The organism is Methanobrevibacter sp. (genome assembly GCF_045603845.1).
Lineage (GTDB): Archaea > Methanobacteriota > Methanobacteria > Methanobacteriales > Methanobacteriaceae > Methanocatella.
In genome coordinates this window covers 71992-88475 of the sequence record NZ_JAZUMY010000010.1, presented here as the reverse complement: position 1 = coordinate 88475, position 16484 = coordinate 71992, and the positions used below count along the sequence as shown (strand labels likewise).

At 35.7% G+C, this 16484-nt stretch carries 14 protein-coding genes and 1 pseudogene; 3 read left to right on the top strand and 12 right to left on the bottom strand.

Features of this window, described 5'->3' with window-relative positions; translation table 11 throughout:
* The 6 genes and pseudogenes from rps28e to ACKI2W_RS01290 all read right to left on the bottom strand — a co-directional run.
* Positions 1-128, bottom strand: a pseudogene (gene rps28e, locus ACKI2W_RS01315) (30S ribosomal protein S28e); the annotation flags it as partial.
* 34 nt (positions 129-162) lie between these two features.
* Positions 163-534: a 50S ribosomal protein L7Ae gene (rpl7ae, locus tag ACKI2W_RS01310; RefSeq protein ID WP_407378717.1), complete on the bottom strand. Its 372-nt coding sequence runs from the start codon at positions 532-534 to the stop codon at positions 163-165.
* 465 nt (positions 535-999) lie between these two features.
* Entirely contained in the window at positions 1000-1197 is a 198-nt protein-coding gene (locus ACKI2W_RS01305; protein ID WP_058738942.1) for a histone family protein, read from the bottom strand.
* A gap of 229 nt (positions 1198-1426) precedes the next feature.
* Positions 1427-2623, bottom strand: coding sequence for a threonine synthase (gene thrC / locus ACKI2W_RS01300; RefSeq protein ID WP_407378715.1), 1197 nt, complete (start codon positions 2621-2623; stop codon positions 1427-1429).
* A 66-nt stretch (positions 2624-2689) separates the two neighbouring features.
* Positions 2690-3388 carry a metal-dependent hydrolase gene (locus tag ACKI2W_RS01295; protein ID WP_407378713.1) on the bottom strand — a complete coding sequence of 233 codons (699 nt, stop codon included), beginning with the start codon at positions 3386-3388 and terminating at the stop codon, positions 2690-2692.
* 9 nt (positions 3389-3397) lie between these two features.
* Positions 3398-4096, bottom strand: coding sequence for a DsbA family protein (locus tag ACKI2W_RS01290; RefSeq protein WP_407378711.1), 699 nt, complete (start codon positions 4094-4096; stop codon positions 3398-3400).
* A 91-nt stretch (positions 4097-4187) separates the two neighbouring features.
* Between ACKI2W_RS01290 and ACKI2W_RS01285 the strand changes: the two genes are divergently transcribed.
* From ACKI2W_RS01285 to ACKI2W_RS01275, 3 genes are all read left to right on the top strand, one after another.
* Positions 4188-4568 (top strand): winged helix-turn-helix transcriptional regulator, encoded by a 381-nt coding sequence (locus tag ACKI2W_RS01285; protein WP_407378709.1) that lies wholly within the window; start codon positions 4188-4190, stop codon positions 4566-4568.
* Positions 4569-4618: 50 nt separating this feature from the next.
* Positions 4619-5605, top strand: coding sequence for an NADH-dependent flavin oxidoreductase (locus tag ACKI2W_RS01280; RefSeq protein WP_407378707.1), 987 nt, complete (start codon positions 4619-4621; stop codon positions 5603-5605).
* 83 nt (positions 5606-5688) lie between these two features.
* Entirely contained in the window at positions 5689-6681 is a 993-nt protein-coding gene (locus tag ACKI2W_RS01275; RefSeq protein WP_407378705.1) for a HisA/HisF-related TIM barrel protein, read from the top strand.
* On the opposite strand, the gene ACKI2W_RS01270 is transcribed toward ACKI2W_RS01275, so the two are convergent.
* The 6 genes from ACKI2W_RS01270 to thsA form a co-directional block, all read right to left on the bottom strand.
* Positions 6665-7234 carry a stage II sporulation protein M gene (locus tag ACKI2W_RS01270; RefSeq protein ID WP_407378703.1) on the bottom strand — a complete coding sequence of 190 codons (570 nt, stop codon included), beginning with the start codon at positions 7232-7234 and terminating at the stop codon, positions 6665-6667. The two genes, ACKI2W_RS01275 and ACKI2W_RS01270, sit on opposite strands and share 17 nt — an antisense overlap.
* Positions 7235-7253: 19 nt before the next feature.
* Positions 7254-8342: a tryptophan--tRNA ligase gene (locus tag ACKI2W_RS01265; RefSeq protein ID WP_407378701.1), complete on the bottom strand. Its 1089-nt coding sequence runs from the start codon at positions 8340-8342 to the stop codon at positions 7254-7256.
* A gap of 107 nt (positions 8343-8449) precedes the next feature.
* Complete coding sequence (gene endA, locus ACKI2W_RS01260) at positions 8450-8965, bottom strand: tRNA-intron lyase (protein ID WP_407378699.1); 516 nt, start codon at positions 8963-8965, stop codon at positions 8450-8452.
* Positions 8966-9065: 100 nt separating this feature from the next.
* Positions 9066-9770 carry a metal-dependent transcriptional regulator gene (locus ACKI2W_RS01255; protein ID WP_407378697.1) on the bottom strand — a complete coding sequence of 235 codons (705 nt, stop codon included), beginning with the start codon at positions 9768-9770 and terminating at the stop codon, positions 9066-9068.
* 160 nt (positions 9771-9930) lie between these two features.
* A complete protein-coding gene (locus ACKI2W_RS01250; protein WP_407378695.1) occupies positions 9931-14433 on the bottom strand; it encodes a transglutaminase domain-containing protein in 4503 nt (1500 codons plus the stop codon).
* A 395-nt stretch (positions 14434-14828) separates the two neighbouring features.
* Positions 14829-16481, bottom strand: a complete 1653-nt coding sequence (gene thsA / locus ACKI2W_RS01245; RefSeq protein WP_407378693.1) for a thermosome subunit alpha — start codon at positions 16479-16481, stop codon at positions 14829-14831.
* Between the last annotated feature and the right edge of the window lie 3 nt (positions 16482-16484).

Genomic DNA, 16484 nt, shown 5'->3' with positions numbered 1-16484 from the left:
ATGTTTCTTGTTAAAATTCTTCCTTTATCTCTACCATCGAGGATTCTGCATTTGATTTGCATTACCTCACCAGTCATACCAGTTCTTTTTAAAACTTCAATGACTTCAGCAGGAGTTCCTTCTTCCATGTAAATCACCGTATGATCGATTAAAAGAATTTACCTATTCTTTTAATTCAGCAACTTTTTCTACAATTTCAGCAACAGCAGCTTCAGCATCACCAGCGTCTACAATACAAGCGGATGCGGTACCGACAGTTAAACCTGCAGCTCCACCGACTTGTTCTTTGGTAGGTAAGTAGACGTATGGAATTTCTTTTTCATCTGCTAATACAGGAATGTGAGCAACGATTTCAGCAGGATCTACATCTTCTGCGATAACTACTAATACTGCGTCTCCTCTTTCGATGAATTTGGTTACTTCGTTAGTTCCTTTTGCTACTTTACCGCTTTCTTGTGCGGTTTGTAATGCTTCTTCAGCTTGGTTAGCTAATTCTTCAGGTGTATCAAATTTTACATAAATTGCTTTTGCCATAAATAAACCTCCTTTTTCATCTGGCTATGCCATCCATCGGCTTATTATAATTCCTTGAATTATAATAATTGTAATTATATATAGTTATATTATTTTTTAACTATAGAAATTACTTAAATTATTCAAATAAAGAATAATCTAATATAGTTTTTAATAATACTAATTCTTGAATAATTCATATATCACTAAATATAACTCCATTAGAAAAAAATAAGAGGAGTTAAACTTTCAATACAAATTCTTCTGAATTTCATATAATTTTTAGCAAAACTAAAAATAAAAATTTAGTAATTAATGAAATAATTCTAGAGAACTAGACATTTATTATATTATGTTCTCATTACATATAAATGTTATCAAAAAAAGGACAAATCAATACAAAAAAAGTTTTATGAAAAAAAATAGTTTTTAAAGAAAAAAGATAGTAATTAAAAAATTACTATCCACTCTTACTACAGAATACATCTATTTAATTGCTAATTTGATATCTTCTGCTTTTACAGTTTTTCTGCCAGCGTGGCGTGCGAATCCAACAGCTTTTGCTGCGATTTCGTTACCGTAATCTTCGATTGCTTCTGCTAATGCTTCTTTAGCGTCGTCGGATACTCTAGCTGCACCAGCATTTTTTAAGATTCTGCCAACAGGAGCAATTGGTAATTCCATATTTTCACCTCATTTTTTTATACTAATACTTTAAACTTTCCCATATATAAATCTATTGGTAAAAAATGGGTAAATTTCAATAATTTCAAACAATCAAACCATACTTTACCAACCTTCATAAGGCAATAATTGAAACATAATATATTATTGTATAAGTAGGTTATATTAAAAATTAGAAAAAAAATTTAAAAAAATGTAGAATTAAAGATGAAATATAAAAAAAGAAAAATTATTTGTTCATCAATAATTTCCTTAAAGTATCAATGTCTGCATCGACCTCTGTTGGTTTAGTACAGGCATCAATAGCAGTATTAGGATCTTTAAGCAAGTGTCCGGTTACTACACATGTAATGGTTTCGCCTTTATCGATTACTCCCTGATCAACTAATTTCTTAAGACCAGCAATTGAAGCTGCAGAAGCCGGTTCAACACCGATACCTTCAGTACTTGCAAGCAATTTCTGAGCATCCAGGATTTCTTCGTCAGTCACTGTTTCTGAGTAACCGTTGGAATCATAAATTGCATTGAGTGCCTTGATGTCGCTGACAGGTGCACCGATACGGATTGCAGTTGCAATGGTTTCAGGATTTTCAACAGGCACAACCCTTCTGTCACCTTTTTTGAATGCGTTTGTAACAGGACAGGCTCCTTCAGCCTGAATACCGGTCATCATCGGCAGGTCTTTGACAAATCCTGCATTGTAAAACTCAGAAACACCTTTCCAGATAGCTGAAATATTACCTGCATTACCTACAGGCAGGATAATCCTGTCAGGAGACTGCCAGTCAAGATCACTAAGGATTTCATAACCGATAGTCTTTTGACCTTCAAGCCTGTAAGGGTTGATTGAATTCAAAAGGTAAAGATGCTTTTCTAATGCAAGAGCAGTCATAGCCTCTAAAGCTTCATCGAAGTTACCGTTGATGGACATTACCTCAGCACCATGGAACATTGCCTGAGCAAGTTTTCCCAAAGCGACTTTTCCTGAAGGTAAAAATACAATACAGCGCAGTCCTGCACGGGCAGCATATGCCGCAAGGGAAGCTGAAGTGTTACCTGTTGAGGCACAGCCTACAGTGCTTACTCCCAATTCCATGGCTTTGGTCATACCGACTGTCATACCACGGTCCTTGAAACTTCCGGTAGGATTAGACCCTTCGACTTTAACATACAAGTTAACGCCTAACTCATCACCCAATTTGTCACATTTGCAGAATGGGGTTCCCCCTTCATCGAGAGAAACGATTTTGCTTTCATCTACAGGAATGCATTCCTTAAATTTCCATAAAGTATCTCTTCTACCATCAAATATATCTTTAGAAACATCAATATCACTGACGAGTTCAAGCACACTTCCACATTTTTCACAGGTGTATATTACCTCGTCATCGTCATATTCTGCTCCACATGAAACACAACGTATCATAAATATCACTAAAATAAAATAAATTTGTATATTAATACTTTAAAGAAAATAATATAAAAAATTATCCTAAAATTCAAGTTCTTCAAGTGGATTTGGCAAAAGCGTTTCACAGCCGGGAGCCTGTTTTTCAACCAACTCCCTGAAATAGCTGCCATCTTGGCTAATTGAGGGAAATGAATTGTAATGCATTGGAATGACTATTTTGGGATTAATCCATTTAGCAGCAATAGCAGCTTCACTAGGATCCATCGTGAATATGTTTCCGATTGGAAGCAATGCAATATCAGGCTTATAGACCTCCCCAACAACAAATCTCAAATCTGAAAAGAGTCCTGTGTCACCCGCATGGAAAACCTTAACATCATCATCAAAATCAATTAAAAAGCTTGCGGGATTTCCAGCATACCCCATATCAATTTCAAAGTCATATGATGATGAATGTTTTGCATCAAGCATCCTTATTTTGACAGAGTCAAATGATACCACTGCACCGCAGTTGATTCCGATAGCATTAATCCCTTTTCTTTGAAGATAATTGGAAATTTCATAATTGGAGATAACAAAGGAGTTGGAATTTCTGGCGATTTCAACGGCATCCCCAAAATGGTCCGCATGTCCATGGGTAATGCAGATAATATCAGGATTCAAATCACTTATATCAATAGAGCAGCTGGGATTAGCACGGATGAAGGGATCAACCAATATATTGATGCCGTCATTTCCAGTCAGTTCAAAGGCAGAGTGGCCTAACCATCTAAGTTTCATTAATATCACCTATAACCTGCAGACGCCGTCTTCACAGCTGTCTGCATCCTTATCATCGTCAATGGCATTTTCCTCTAAAATCTGAGATAAAACAGATTTGAAATCCTCAAATGACAATGCTCCGGGAACAGAATACTTGCCGTCAAAGAGATAAAACGGCACCGCATGGATTCCTGCAGACAATGCAATCTCCTCATCTCTTTCGACTTCAGCATCGTAGAGATTTGTATTCAAAACGTCTTGTGCTTCTTTTATGTCAAGTCCGGCATTTTGAGAAATGTCCAATAACACCTGCCTGTCGGCCAGCTTAAGATTTTGGGAAAAATATGCATCAAACAACTGAGTACTTAATCTTTCAACCAATTTAGAGTCATCTTTGCTTTGGGCAAGTTTCATCAGCCTGTGGGCATCACGGGTGTTGGTGTATAACGTTGAAGCGTATCTGAAATCAATTCCATCTTCAATTCCCAACTTTGAGATGTTGTCCACTTCCTTTTGAGCGTCATCAATTGAAAGATTATATTTTATGGCAAATCTCTCTACGGTTGTTGATTCAACATCCCTAGGGGCATTCTGGTCAAGTTCAAATGCATGAATGTCAAATTCAACTTCATCTTCAATTCCCAATTCACCAATAGCTTTTTTCAATCGGGTATTACCAATATAACAGTACGGACAAGCAAAATCGCTCCAGTATGTAATTTTCATTTCAATTCCTCACCAAATTATTTATGTGAATATTTACAATATTTAATTAATAAATGCATGAGTAACTCTGCAATTACTATAAGTTGATAATATGATTGAAAACAATATCTGTCCGATCGGAAACACACTGGATTTCTTTAACAGGAAATGGATATTCTGCATCCTATCCAATATCTTCAGAGGGATGAAGCACTTCTCAGAATTTAAAAAGGCAAATCCTACAATCAGCAACCACATACTGGCCGAAACATTGAAATATATGGAAGAAAATGATTTGATTGAAAAAACCGTAATAGAAGACGGGCAAAGAGTCCAGACAGAATACTCCCTGACTGAAAAAGGCAGGAAAACCAATAAGATTCTTTATGAGATAACCCATTATTACTTCAATGAGCTGAACTACATTGGATATGATGAAAATCAAAGAGAAGATATTCTGGCCGAATACAGAAAAGCATTTGACATTGAGTAATTTTTGAGTTACTGAACTCTTTTTATACTATTTTTTACCAATTTTTAATCATGAAAGATATTTTTGATAATTGCGAATTAGGTGATTTGAAACTCAAAAGCCGTATTGTTAGAACCGCTTTGTGGCAAACCCAGCCTATGGGTGAAGTCTATGAAAAATATGAAAAGATTGCTGAAAGTGGCGTTGGAGCGATTATAACCGAACTGATCTCACTTTATCCGAAAGATAAGTTTTCAGAATACTCCATCAAAAGCAGTGCTCCTCAATTCATGGTTGAAGCCAAAAAACTGGTAGACATTGCACATGAACATGACGTTCCAATTTTAGGCCAGATTGAATTCATCAAGTACAATCGTGGAATTGACCTGGACATTGACATCAATGACTTGACAATTGACGACATTCGCCAGATTCAGACAGACATCATTGTTGCTAGCCAAAAACTTAAACTGGCAGGTTTTGACGGAATACAGCTGGCTTTGGGAAATAACTTTTTCCTGTCAAAAATGATTAATCCATATTTCAACCAGAGAACAGATGATTATGGGGGAAATACATTCAACAGAATGCGCCTTGTGCTGGAGCTGGTAAAAGTAATCAAAGCAAATCTTGATTTTCACGTCAGCTGTAAAATAAATGCAAATGACGGAAGAAAGGGAGGAATCGACAGTGAAGAAAGCATTGAAATATGCAAACTTCTCGAAAAGGTAGGTGTCGACAGCCTTCAGGTAACAAAACCATTGTCCCCGCTGTATTTTACAAAGGATGTTTCCGATGAAGAGGAATTGGTTGAATTCAGCCAGAAATTAATCAATAATGTTAATGTAGCAGTCATTCTGGGCGGAGGATTTGACAGCCAGAATCATATGAACGAACTGCTGAACGAAACTGACATAGAATTTCTGTCAATGTATCGGCCATTTGTAGCACAGACGGATTTCATGAAATCATGGAAAGATTCCGGTGATGGCGTGTCAATATGTAAAAAGTGCAATAACTGCTATAGGACAAAGACTAGTACATGTTATCATTTCTGATAGATAACTGAAAATATTATAAGTGATGGTAATTTTTGAGTTACTAATCTCTTTTTATATGAATTTGAACAATATTAAACTTCATGAAAAGCATATTCGACAACACACAATTTGGAAGATTTACTCTAAAGAGTCATATTATAAGAACGGGATTATGGGAATCCCAAAACGACGGTAAAAACTTAACGCCTGAAATCTATGAAAGGTATGAAAATCTGGCAAAAAACAATGTGGGGTTAATCATAAGCGAAATGATTTCACTGTATTCACATGACCGCTTCAGCGATTATTCACATTATATCAATTATCCTCAGTTCGTTAAGGAATTCAAGGAACTGACTGATGTTGTTCACCAGTACAATGTTCCGATATTTGCGCAAATCGGTTTCATTAACTGTAATGTGAACGGTAAGCAGATGATGGAAGTTAATGATTTGACGATTGAAGACATAAGAAAGATACAGGCTGATTATATAATAGCCGCCAAAAAGATTGCATTTGCAGGTTTTGACGGAATACAGTTGAATGTGGGAAACAACTACTATCTGTCAAGAATTATGGATCCCTTTGAAAACCAAAGAAATGACAACTACGGCGGAAACACATATAACCGTGTAAGAATCGTTCTTGAAATCATCAAGCTAATCAAGCAGACCACTGATTTGCATGTTCACTGCAGGGTAAACTTATACAAGGATTTTGACGATTCGGTGGAAATCTGCAGGATACTGGCTGAAAATGGTGCTGACAGCCTGCAGGTAACAAAGTTCCTCTCACCCCAATACTTCAGAAAGACACTGTCAAACGAAAACATGCTGGTGGAATTTGCCGATAAGGTGGCCAGTGAAGTTTCCATTCCTGTTGTTTTGGGTGGTGGATTGTCCGATATGGAAAAGATTAATGATTTAATTAATAAAACAAACATTCAATTCGTATCAATGCAAAGGCCATTTGTCAGAAGCCACGAACTATTAACCCGATGGAAAGAAGAAGGACATGGCGAATCAGACTGCAAAACTTGCAATAACTGCTACTGGAAAAAGGCAAGTACCTGCTTAATCAAATCCCAAGAATGAAATTTGCAATGCCTTTAGTCAGATAGACTTCAACAAAACCTGCCATCACCATCAACACTACAGATACAATAAATATCAGGCAGGCCTGCTTCAGTTTATCCGAATTAACATTAATGGATACTTTTAATGACAAATCTTCTTTAATATAGCTTTTTAAGAAATTAATGAAAAAATTAAATAGAACCAGTCCTGAAGCGCATGCCAAAGCGCATGAAGGAAGCTCAAATATCCCGTGTGGAATCAGATGAGCCAATACGACAAATAGATTATCCTGAATAGCCGTGTAGTAACCTATGAAAAATCCATTATAGGCCAGAACAACAACGGACAGACAGAACAGCAGTCCGTAAATAAACATCTGGAAAATAATCAGAATATTGTTCAGAAAAATATCCGCAAAAGTCAACTGTATTACACCTGTTTCGACCTTCTGAGTCAAATCATCAACTACAGGATTGAAATAGTTATACAGATATGGTTCCAGATAGTATCCTAAAATCAGAGAAAATATTAGAACAAAAAAAGAAATGTAAATAGCCAGTTTGTTTTCCAAAAAAGCTATTTTCACTTGTCTATAAAATTGTTTGAGCAATTTCTGATGCCTCAACCTGTTTATCCTTCAGCTCTTCAAAGTATTCTTTCATGAGCTCTGAAGTCCTTGCCTTACAGTCTCCGCAGCGCAGCTGACCGCTTAAGCATTCTTCACGGATTTTATCAAGTTCCTTATCATCGTCAATAAGGTGATATACAAGCATTTCATAGATTACACACTTATCAACTTCACCGCCCAATTCTTCCTGTTCCTTGAGGGATTCCCTTCCGCCGGTTTTAGCTGTTTTTACCTTTTTAGCAGCAACTTCAGGCTCTTCATTAAGATAGATTGCTGTGTTTGGCTTTGAACTGCTCATCTTATCTCCGGTCAATCCCGTAAGGAATCTGTGATATGTGGATGCAGGCTGGATGAAGCCCAATTCCTCATTCAGTCTGTGTGCAATGTCTCTTGTCAATCTGATATGTGGATCCTGGTCTACACCAACAGGCACGACAACCTTTTTAGGACCTCCGAACTCTTCAATCTGAGGAAGCAATATGTCTGCTACCTGCATCAATGGAGCCTGAACGTGAGCAATGTTGGTCGACTTGTCAAAACCATAGATTGCATTCAATTGTGAAAAATTGGTTTTTCTTGAAGCTTTAAATTCCAAATCAAACAGAGACTTGTTCTGTGACTGTAGATATACGTTGACATTGTCACGTTCCAGGTCAAGTCCCAGCGCAATCCAGTTAGTCAAATATTCATCCACCGCAATCTGTCTTCCCTTCTCGAAGCTCATGTCTCTTGCGGCGTATGATTCCAAATCTGCAATCGGCAGTGACAGCATTGCACCCTTTTCCTGATACCATATTAACTGGTCTACAACCATCTTATGGCCGATGTGCATTTGTCCACTCGGCATCATACCAGTTACAACCGCAAAATCTTCTTTTTTATTAATTAAATCATTAATTTCATTGAATTCCCTGTGTCCAAACACTACTCCTCTTTTCATCAGTCTTTGAGGGTCCTTAATATCATCTATAATGTCTGAAATCTTTTGGATTCCAAACTGATTAACTAACTTGTCATAATCTACACTTGTTGATGCCCATGGATCAATCATATTTTTCACCTTATATCACATAACTACATTAAATAAAATATACAATCAATAATTATTATATTTATAATAATAAGCTATTGAATTATAATAGCTTTCTTAAATTTAAACTATGGTCTTGTCCACTCCACATTATAGTAGGTTATGTCGAAATCATCATCCACAATTGCCAAAAGAAGTTTCTTGTTGACACCGTGAGAAACCCTGACATAACTTGCAAAATCAAGGACATTAATTTCATGATTATCATATACGATTTTAACTAAAAAATCAGAGTGACCTTTTCCTGGGGAACGGCCTCTGTCATATAAACGGAAATCGGAGCCATACTTAAATCCTGTTTTAATGACATAGCCCCTGTCCTTCAAATCACGATAAACAATATATCTTCCATAGAGATTTCTTTCTTTTAAAAGATCGATGAAATAGGATAGGCTGCATAGAACGTCATCCTCATAAACATCCAAACGATCCTTTTCTAACAAATAGCAAGCTTCAATTAAAGAAAGGTTTAACGTATCCTCTTCAATCTTACCGAAAAAGCTTTTTTCATGTAAGGCAATTGGCCTTTTACTTCCTTCTTCTATTTTAATTGACACTATTTCATTAGATAAATTACCACGCATTAAAACACCTAAAAAGAAAAAAATTATATTTAATGCTAATATTATGAATTTGATATTATTTAAAATATTTGATTAAAATTAAAAAAAGAGTTGAAAGGGATTAAACCCTAATAAAAATATTATTTGCCATTTCTGACGGAAGGGAGAAATCTTCATCTTCAATAGTTACTGAAAATTCGGAACCGTCGTTATTGTAATAATGAATGTTATTACCCACAGCAATTCCCAAATCGGCAATGCTATCCAATAAATCATTATTTCCACGAATGAATGAAATAATACCTGTAGTTTCAGGATTCAATTCTGAAATTGAAAGTAAGTTGAATTTCCTATTGATGACATTATCAAAGTCCTTAACTGAGAAACATTGTTGACAGCTGTCAAAATCCAAATCGCAGGCAGGGATAACATTATTATCTGGACATAAATCTGGATGGTGTAACATGGTACATAAAGCTCTTTCGGCCTCATCAGATAATGTATGTTCCATTTCACAAGCCTGATCGTGAATATTTTCCTCTTTGACTTTCAGTATATCCAATAAAAACTTCTCTAAAATTCTGTGTTTTCTGGTAATTTTTTGAGCTATTTTCATTCCTTCATCCGTTAATGAAGCACCTCTATATGGAGTATAATTAATATAACCTAATGTTTCCAATTTTTTGAGCATCTGTGTTACACTACCTGGTGCTATTCCCAAATCATTGGAAAGTGTGGTAGTTGATACTTGTTCCTTATTACTCCCATTTCTGTAAAGAACTTCCAAGTATTCTTCAATGTTTTCACTTATTTTATCATCAGCCATGAAAAATCCACCTAAATTTATGATAATAATATATTTAATTTAAGAGTATAAAAAAGTTTTGGTTAACCTAAATATTAAACCGATTAATTTTAAAAAAAAGAAGAGTATAGTTAATAAAATTAATTATTAACCAATTTAAACAATTTTTAATGAATTATACCTAATATGGTAACACATCATATGTTCCTCTGCTTGTATATGAAGCAGTATTCCAATTGTTAATTACTCCAAAGGAATTTCTAGTACTGGTCGGATCGGCATTAATCCAGGAACCTCCAATCAGGAACTGCACCCATACGTGTCCGTATGTGGAACCGCTTGAGAATGTACAGTAACCTGTAGCAAACCTTACAGTCATATTGACTGACCTTGCCATAGCAACAAGCAGTTGAGCCTGGTCACAACAGTTACCGGTTCCTGCAGTCAAAGTACCTTCAGCACCTTTTTGGGTATTGTAATAGAAGGAATATGAAATATAGTCCCTTACATAGTTATACAGTGCCACGGCCTTGTCCCTATCTGAACTCAATCCTTTAATCAGTGAAGTTGCCAGATCGGATATGGATTTTGAGGAAACGCCTGAATATACTATCTTAACAGTGCTCGGCAGATTGCCGTTAGCTGAATAATAGTTCAATATGCGTGAGAATGAATCCAGCAGTTCATAGTAAATGATTTTACCGACAGTAGATGATGCATAATTAGGAATCCAATTATTATTAATGATAAAATTGGTAACCCTGTTTACAACATCAAGATAATCTGCTTTTGAAAGTGAAGAGTCTATAACATCTCCGGATGGAGTGGATGGACCTCCCTCAATTTCTATAACAGAAATCGGATTACTGTTGGAAGAGTTGATTTGAAGTATTGCCTTACCCATCAGATACAAGAACTCCTGCATTGTGTATTTGCCTTCAGCCAAAACAATGTAGTCCGGAGTGTCATCATTTTCCTGAATATATTCTTTCAGGTATACTGCACCTGCAATAATGCTTGATATGGAAATGTTATCTCCAACCTTACCAGTATTTACCGGAACTGATTCGGACATTCTTGTCAATACATAGCTTGAACCGTTGATTTTTTCATGCCCGGTCACACCACAGAAATCTGAATCACAGTAATAACATGTCAGTTCGCCTTCAACTGTGCCTTTCGGATTAACGAGAAGTGTACCATAATGATCACCTATCGGACAGTAGTTTAACCAGCTTGTTGTGTAATTCTGATATGAATATTCATTAGTGGAATAGCTTGGAAGCATGTTGACTGTAATTACAGGATTATCCAGGAAATTATTGACCAATGCGAAAGCAGGCAATGCATTATTTGCATTATAATAAGCCAATACTCTTGCAAATAAATAAACCAAGCTTTCATATTTAACATCACCGACAGATGTGGTAATATTATTCGGAGCCTGATTATTTAAAAGGCAATATTCATGAATATTTTTGGCTACAACCAGGTATTCATCATCATCCAACTGACTGTAAATCTGCTTACCTGCTGAATTATCCGGTTCGGTCACGATTGATGAAACAATATTTGAAGAACTCTGACCGCCAACAATTAATGCGGATTGAGCCATCATTGACAATACCTGAGGAATTGTGTAGCTGGTTCCGCCGACATCAAGTTTGGAAGGTAAAGTTAAATTGCCTTCAATATAATTCTTTAAATTAGTGGCCGCAGTCAAGACATTATTGAGAGTGATATTATCCCCATAGGACGGACCATTCAAACTGTTAAAGTCCAAGAAATTACTTAAACCGAATCTGAATAGCATTACACCATCCGCACCGTTGTCAAGACATGTCTGTGCATCATTTGAAAGTTCAGTGTATAACAGTTTAGTCAAATCATCATCAGACACGTATGCCTGTAAACCGGACCATACTTCAGCGCCATTGGAATTCTGTACAAACCATTTGGTTGTGGAATCAAGCCAGCTGGTACCTGAATTATAATTTCCCTTATACTGCATCGGAATTATTACATCCAGATATTTTGTAATGGCAGGAATATCCTGACCATAATAATAAATATTGCTTGATGTTTCAGGCATTACGGCAGCTGACATGACAATGTTAGGATTTACTTCACGACATGCAGTAGTAACCTGTTTTACAAATTCGGTAATTGCCGCAGTACCGCCGGAAGTTTTATATGCGGTTCCAGGATATCTCAAGTAATCCAAATGAACTCCTGCAACACCAGTCAATCCGGCATAATATTTTGCTTCGTTAATCTTTTCAGTGTAGTAATCGGAATTATATGATCCACCGGATATAGGGTTTACCCATCCGCCGTCATAAAATGCCTGCATCCATATATGGACATTGATGCCATATGAATTTGCGGACTTAATCCATGATAAAACTGCAGACTCGCCGTGAACCGTAAATGCATAGAAGTTTAATAAAATATCCGTTGTTCCAAGGGAAGCCAATTGTGATAAATCAACACTAGCCATGTCTCTTCCCTGAACCCAATATCCAAATCCGTTTGAATTTTCAGTGGCCTGGGAAATGACAATCTGTGTGGAAGCTTCACTAGGAGCATAATCATTGTCACCGGCATATTTATATGAAACCAGATATGTGCCTGCACTCAATGATTTTGTTAAACTTGCAATACCTGATGCGTCTGTAGTTACAGCACTGTCACTGGAAGAGATTGTATAAATTACTTCACGACCGGATAAAGCCTTATTATTACTATCAGACAACAATACCTGCATATTAATAGCTGAACCGGTTACAAAACTGGTTGCAGATTTCCAAGTCAGTGAAGTTGCAGTTCTGGTTTTTACAATAACCTGAGACTGACCGCTTGAAGAAGCTATTCTGTCTTCACCAGGATAATAATATTTAATGGTATAAGTGCCTGCAATAAGATTGATGCCTAATTTTGCAACACCCTCATCATTGGTGGTTCTGGTATAGTCAACTCCATTGATATTAAATATAACCTTTCTTTGTGGAAGTGGCAGGCTGCCGACTTTCAAGGTAACATCGAAACTTTGACCTGCACCTTGACCAACTGTTATATCTTGACCGGTTATTATAGATGTATTGCCATCAATTACGGTAATGTTGCAAACATTTATTAATTCTTTATAATGGGTACTGTTAAACTTGGATGTGATTTCATAAATTCCAAGATTCAGATTGATATTTAATTTTGCAGTACCGTTTGCATTTGTAGTTCTTTTGTATGCAATGTCATTAACAGTAAAGTATACCGGTTGACCTACAATAGCCTTTCCATATCCGTCCAATACAGTGACATCAAAGCTTTCACCAGCATTATAATATATTACAGTATTATTAATAATGAATACTGTCTCAGTTGCATCCCTTACAGTAAGTGTACTGGTTGCACTTGATGAGTCATATGGGAAAGTACCAGCATAATCATAAGATAAAGTATATACACCAGGAGCTATATCAATACCTGTAAATGTTGCTATACCATCATCATCAGTTACAGCAGTATAAGTAGCATTACCTGCTTTAAGAGCAATTGATTGATTGTTAACAGCATAACCTAATTGATTGTATAATGTAGCATTAACTGCAATATTATCATCAACATAATATGTATAATTATTAGCAACTATGGAAGTTGATGAAGGACCAACTACAGTAACAATGTTAGCTGTTGCGAAATTATCATTTGAATTGATTGCGGTTAATATATATTCACCAGGAATCAAGTTAATGTTGAGCTTTGCAGTACCTGTAGCATTAGTGGTACGGTTGTAAAATACACCATTAATATTGAAAGTTATTGGAGTATTTGCTAAAGGAGATCCATCACCAGTAAGGAATGTTGCATAATACTGGTGGGAATCACGATATACCTTGGTTAAATCCTTACCTTCAATAGTGGAAAGTACAGTTACCAGACTTGATGTAGAATATCCCGTTACAGGATCTGTTGCAGTCAGTATATACTTATCCGGATTCAAATTAATATTGAGTTTTGCAGTACCGTTAGCATTAGTATTACGATTATAGAATACTCCGTTAATGTTGAAAGTTACGCTAGTATTGGCCAATGGAGAACCCTGCCCATTGAGAAATGTGGCATAATACTGGGAACCATTTCTATAGTATTTGACCAAATCATTGGTTATGATAGGAGTATAAACAGTAACTGCAGCAGTTGTTTTACTATCTAAATAATCATCATTACCGTTATAATAAACAGCAATGTTATAAGTGTCAGGATTTAAATTAATAGCGATTGAAGCTTGACCTTCATCGTTAGTAGTTCTGGTATAATTAATACCAGAGATTGTAAATATTAAAGTTTGATTAGCCAACTTATTTCCATTTATATCACTTAAAGTAGCTACAAACCTTGTTCCGTTTTTATAATATAAAGTAATGTCCGGCGCATCTATTGAAACTGCCGTTTTTGCAGAATTATCACCAGCACCGATTGTGTTATCATCTAAATTAGTATCAGCGTTGTTAATTGATAAATTATTTGAATTAGATCCTACACCATCATTTTCAACAGACAATAAATCCATTGAAGAATCTTCTACCGTATAGGTATCATTAATACTTACTTCACTTGCACAAACAAGACCAATTGATAAAAATGCAATTAGTATTATTAATGCCAGATAAATTCGTTTTTTCAAAATATTTTACCTCCTTATAACGTATTTAACAACTATGAAAAAAATTTAATTTTTCAGTATAATTATAGTATATTAATAATATCTTATATAAAGTTATTTATTTAATTAATGGCCGTAGAGACGAGTAAAATTAAAAAATAGAGATTAAATTGTGTAAAAATAATATATTAAGTAATAATATTTGTCAATTTAAGTCTAAAAGACTAAAAACAACTGATTTTATTAACCACGATAAGTTATTTTATGAAATGTTGAAAAATAAATATAATGCTTGTTAAATAAAAATATAGCAATAAACTGATATTAACATTAAAAATAAGATATTATTACAAAGGTTTGACCAAAATCAAAAATAATAATGAAAAAAATAAAAAAATAAAAGATGTAAATCAATTTTACATCATTGGAGGCATACCGCCCATTCCACCCATACCGCCAGGCATAGGAGGCATGCCGCTGTCATCATTTCCGGACTCGTCTGCACCAGTTGAGTTAAGTGCGTTTCTAGCTGCAATCATATCATCAATACGGAGAATCATTTCAGCAGCTTCGCCGGCAGACTGAAGAGCCTGAACTTTAACTCTTAAAGGTTCGATAACACCAGCATCTTTCATGTCAACGACTTCACCGGTGAATACATTGATTCCGATTGCATTTGAGTCTTCGTGAGCAGCTTTTAAATCAGCAATCAAGTTAATGGTGTCCAAACCTGCATTTTCAATCAAGGTTCTTGGAATGACTTCTAAAGCTTCAGCATATTTTAAAATAGCTAATTGTTCTCTTCCGCTTACGGATTCACCATACTCTCTTAATGCTTTTACCAAATCAATTTCACAAGCTCCTCCACCAATGAGAACTTTACCTTCTTCGATAGTGGCTGCTACTACACCTAAAGCATCATCCAAAGCTCTTGAAATTTGTTCTGTTACGTAACGGGTACTTCCTCTGAGAACGATTGAGGATGCTTTCGGATTTTCACATTCTTCAATGAAAGTCAATTTGTGATCGAAGAGTTTTTCAAGGTATATTTTACCAGCATGACCTAATTTGTCTTCGGATAAGTCTTCAATATCAGTCACTAACTTAGCACCGGTAGCTTTTTGGATTCTTTCCATATCTGATTTTTTAACTCTTTTGAAAGCCATGATTCCTGCTTTTTTGAGGTAGTGTTCTGCCAGGTCATCAATACCTTTCTGACAGAATAATACATTAGCACCGGAATCAACAATCTGGTCAACTAAATCTTTAATCATTTGTTCTTCATTGTCTAAAAATGCAGCAAACTGGTCAGGTGAAGTGATATCAATTTTAGTACTTGTATTGATATCTTTTAATTCAATAGGATATTTCATGATAGCAATTTTTGCATCTTCAACAGATTCAGGCATGTTTTTGGATAAAGGAGTTTTATCAATTACAATACCTTCAGCCAAGAATGAATCCTCTACGGAGTCACCGGAAACCCTTTGGATATTAATGTTATCAATGTCAGATTTGCCGTCTTCTTCAATTCTTAAAGCAGCATCGACAACTAAACTAGCCAAATGCTCTTTTGCATAATCTGATCCTTTACCACTCATTGCAGTTACTGCAACTTTTTGAAGAGTTTCTTTATCGTCAGCATCAATTGCAATTTCTTTTAATATTTCAACAGCTTTTGCAGTTGCGTTTCTGAAACCTTTTACAACAACGGAGGTTGCAATGCCGTCTTCTAATAATTCTTCAGCTTTAGCTAATAATTCACCAGCAATAACAACAACAGAAGTAGTTCCGTCTCCAACAATTTCTTCTTGTTTTTTAGCTGTTTCTACAAGCATACGTGCAGCCGGCTGTGCAATATCCATTTCTCTCATAATAGTTGCACCATCATTAGTGATAGTAATATCGCCCATACCACTAACGAGCATTTTGTCCATTCCTTTAGGACCAAGAGTGGTTCTTACAATACCTGCCAATACTTTAGCAGCTGTAATATTCATTCTTAAAGCATCTCTTTTAGAATATCTTTCAGTCCCTTCAGGAAGAATAAATATTGGTTGATTTGCCATTTA

Coding starts and splice junctions, on each gene's coding strand:
- ACKI2W_RS01290 (WP_407378711.1), bottom strand. CDS start 4,096: ATGAAAATTACATACTGGAGCGATTTTGCTTGTCCGTACTGTTATATT.
- ACKI2W_RS01280 (WP_407378707.1), top strand. CDS start 4,619: ATGAAAGATATTTTTGATAATTGCGAATTAGGTGATTTGAAACTCAAA.
- ACKI2W_RS01295 (WP_407378713.1), bottom strand. CDS start 3,388: ATGAAACTTAGATGGTTAGGCCACTCTGCCTTTGAACTGACTGGAAAT.
- ACKI2W_RS01255 (WP_407378697.1), bottom strand. CDS start 9,770: ATGGCTGATGATAAAATAAGTGAAAACATTGAAGAATACTTGGAAGTT.
- endA (WP_407378699.1), bottom strand. CDS start 8,965: ATGCGTGGTAATTTATCTAATGAAATAGTGTCAATTAAAATAGAAGAA.
- ACKI2W_RS01285 (WP_407378709.1), top strand. CDS start 4,188: ATGATTGAAAACAATATCTGTCCGATCGGAAACACACTGGATTTCTTT.
- ACKI2W_RS01275 (WP_407378705.1), top strand. CDS start 5,689: ATGAAAAGCATATTCGACAACACACAATTTGGAAGATTTACTCTAAAG.
- rpl7ae (WP_407378717.1), bottom strand. CDS start 534: ATGGCAAAAGCAATTTATGTAAAATTTGATACACCTGAAGAATTAGCT.
- thsA (WP_407378693.1), bottom strand. CDS start 16,481: ATGGCAAATCAACCAATATTTATTCTTCCTGAAGGGACTGAAAGATAT.
- thrC (WP_407378715.1), bottom strand. CDS start 2,623: ATGATACGTTGTGTTTCATGTGGAGCAGAATATGACGATGACGAGGTA.
- ACKI2W_RS01305 (WP_058738942.1), bottom strand. CDS start 1,197: ATGGAATTACCAATTGCTCCTGTTGGCAGAATCTTAAAAAATGCTGGT.
- ACKI2W_RS01265 (WP_407378701.1), bottom strand. CDS start 8,342: ATGATTGATCCATGGGCATCAACAAGTGTAGATTATGACAAGTTAGTT.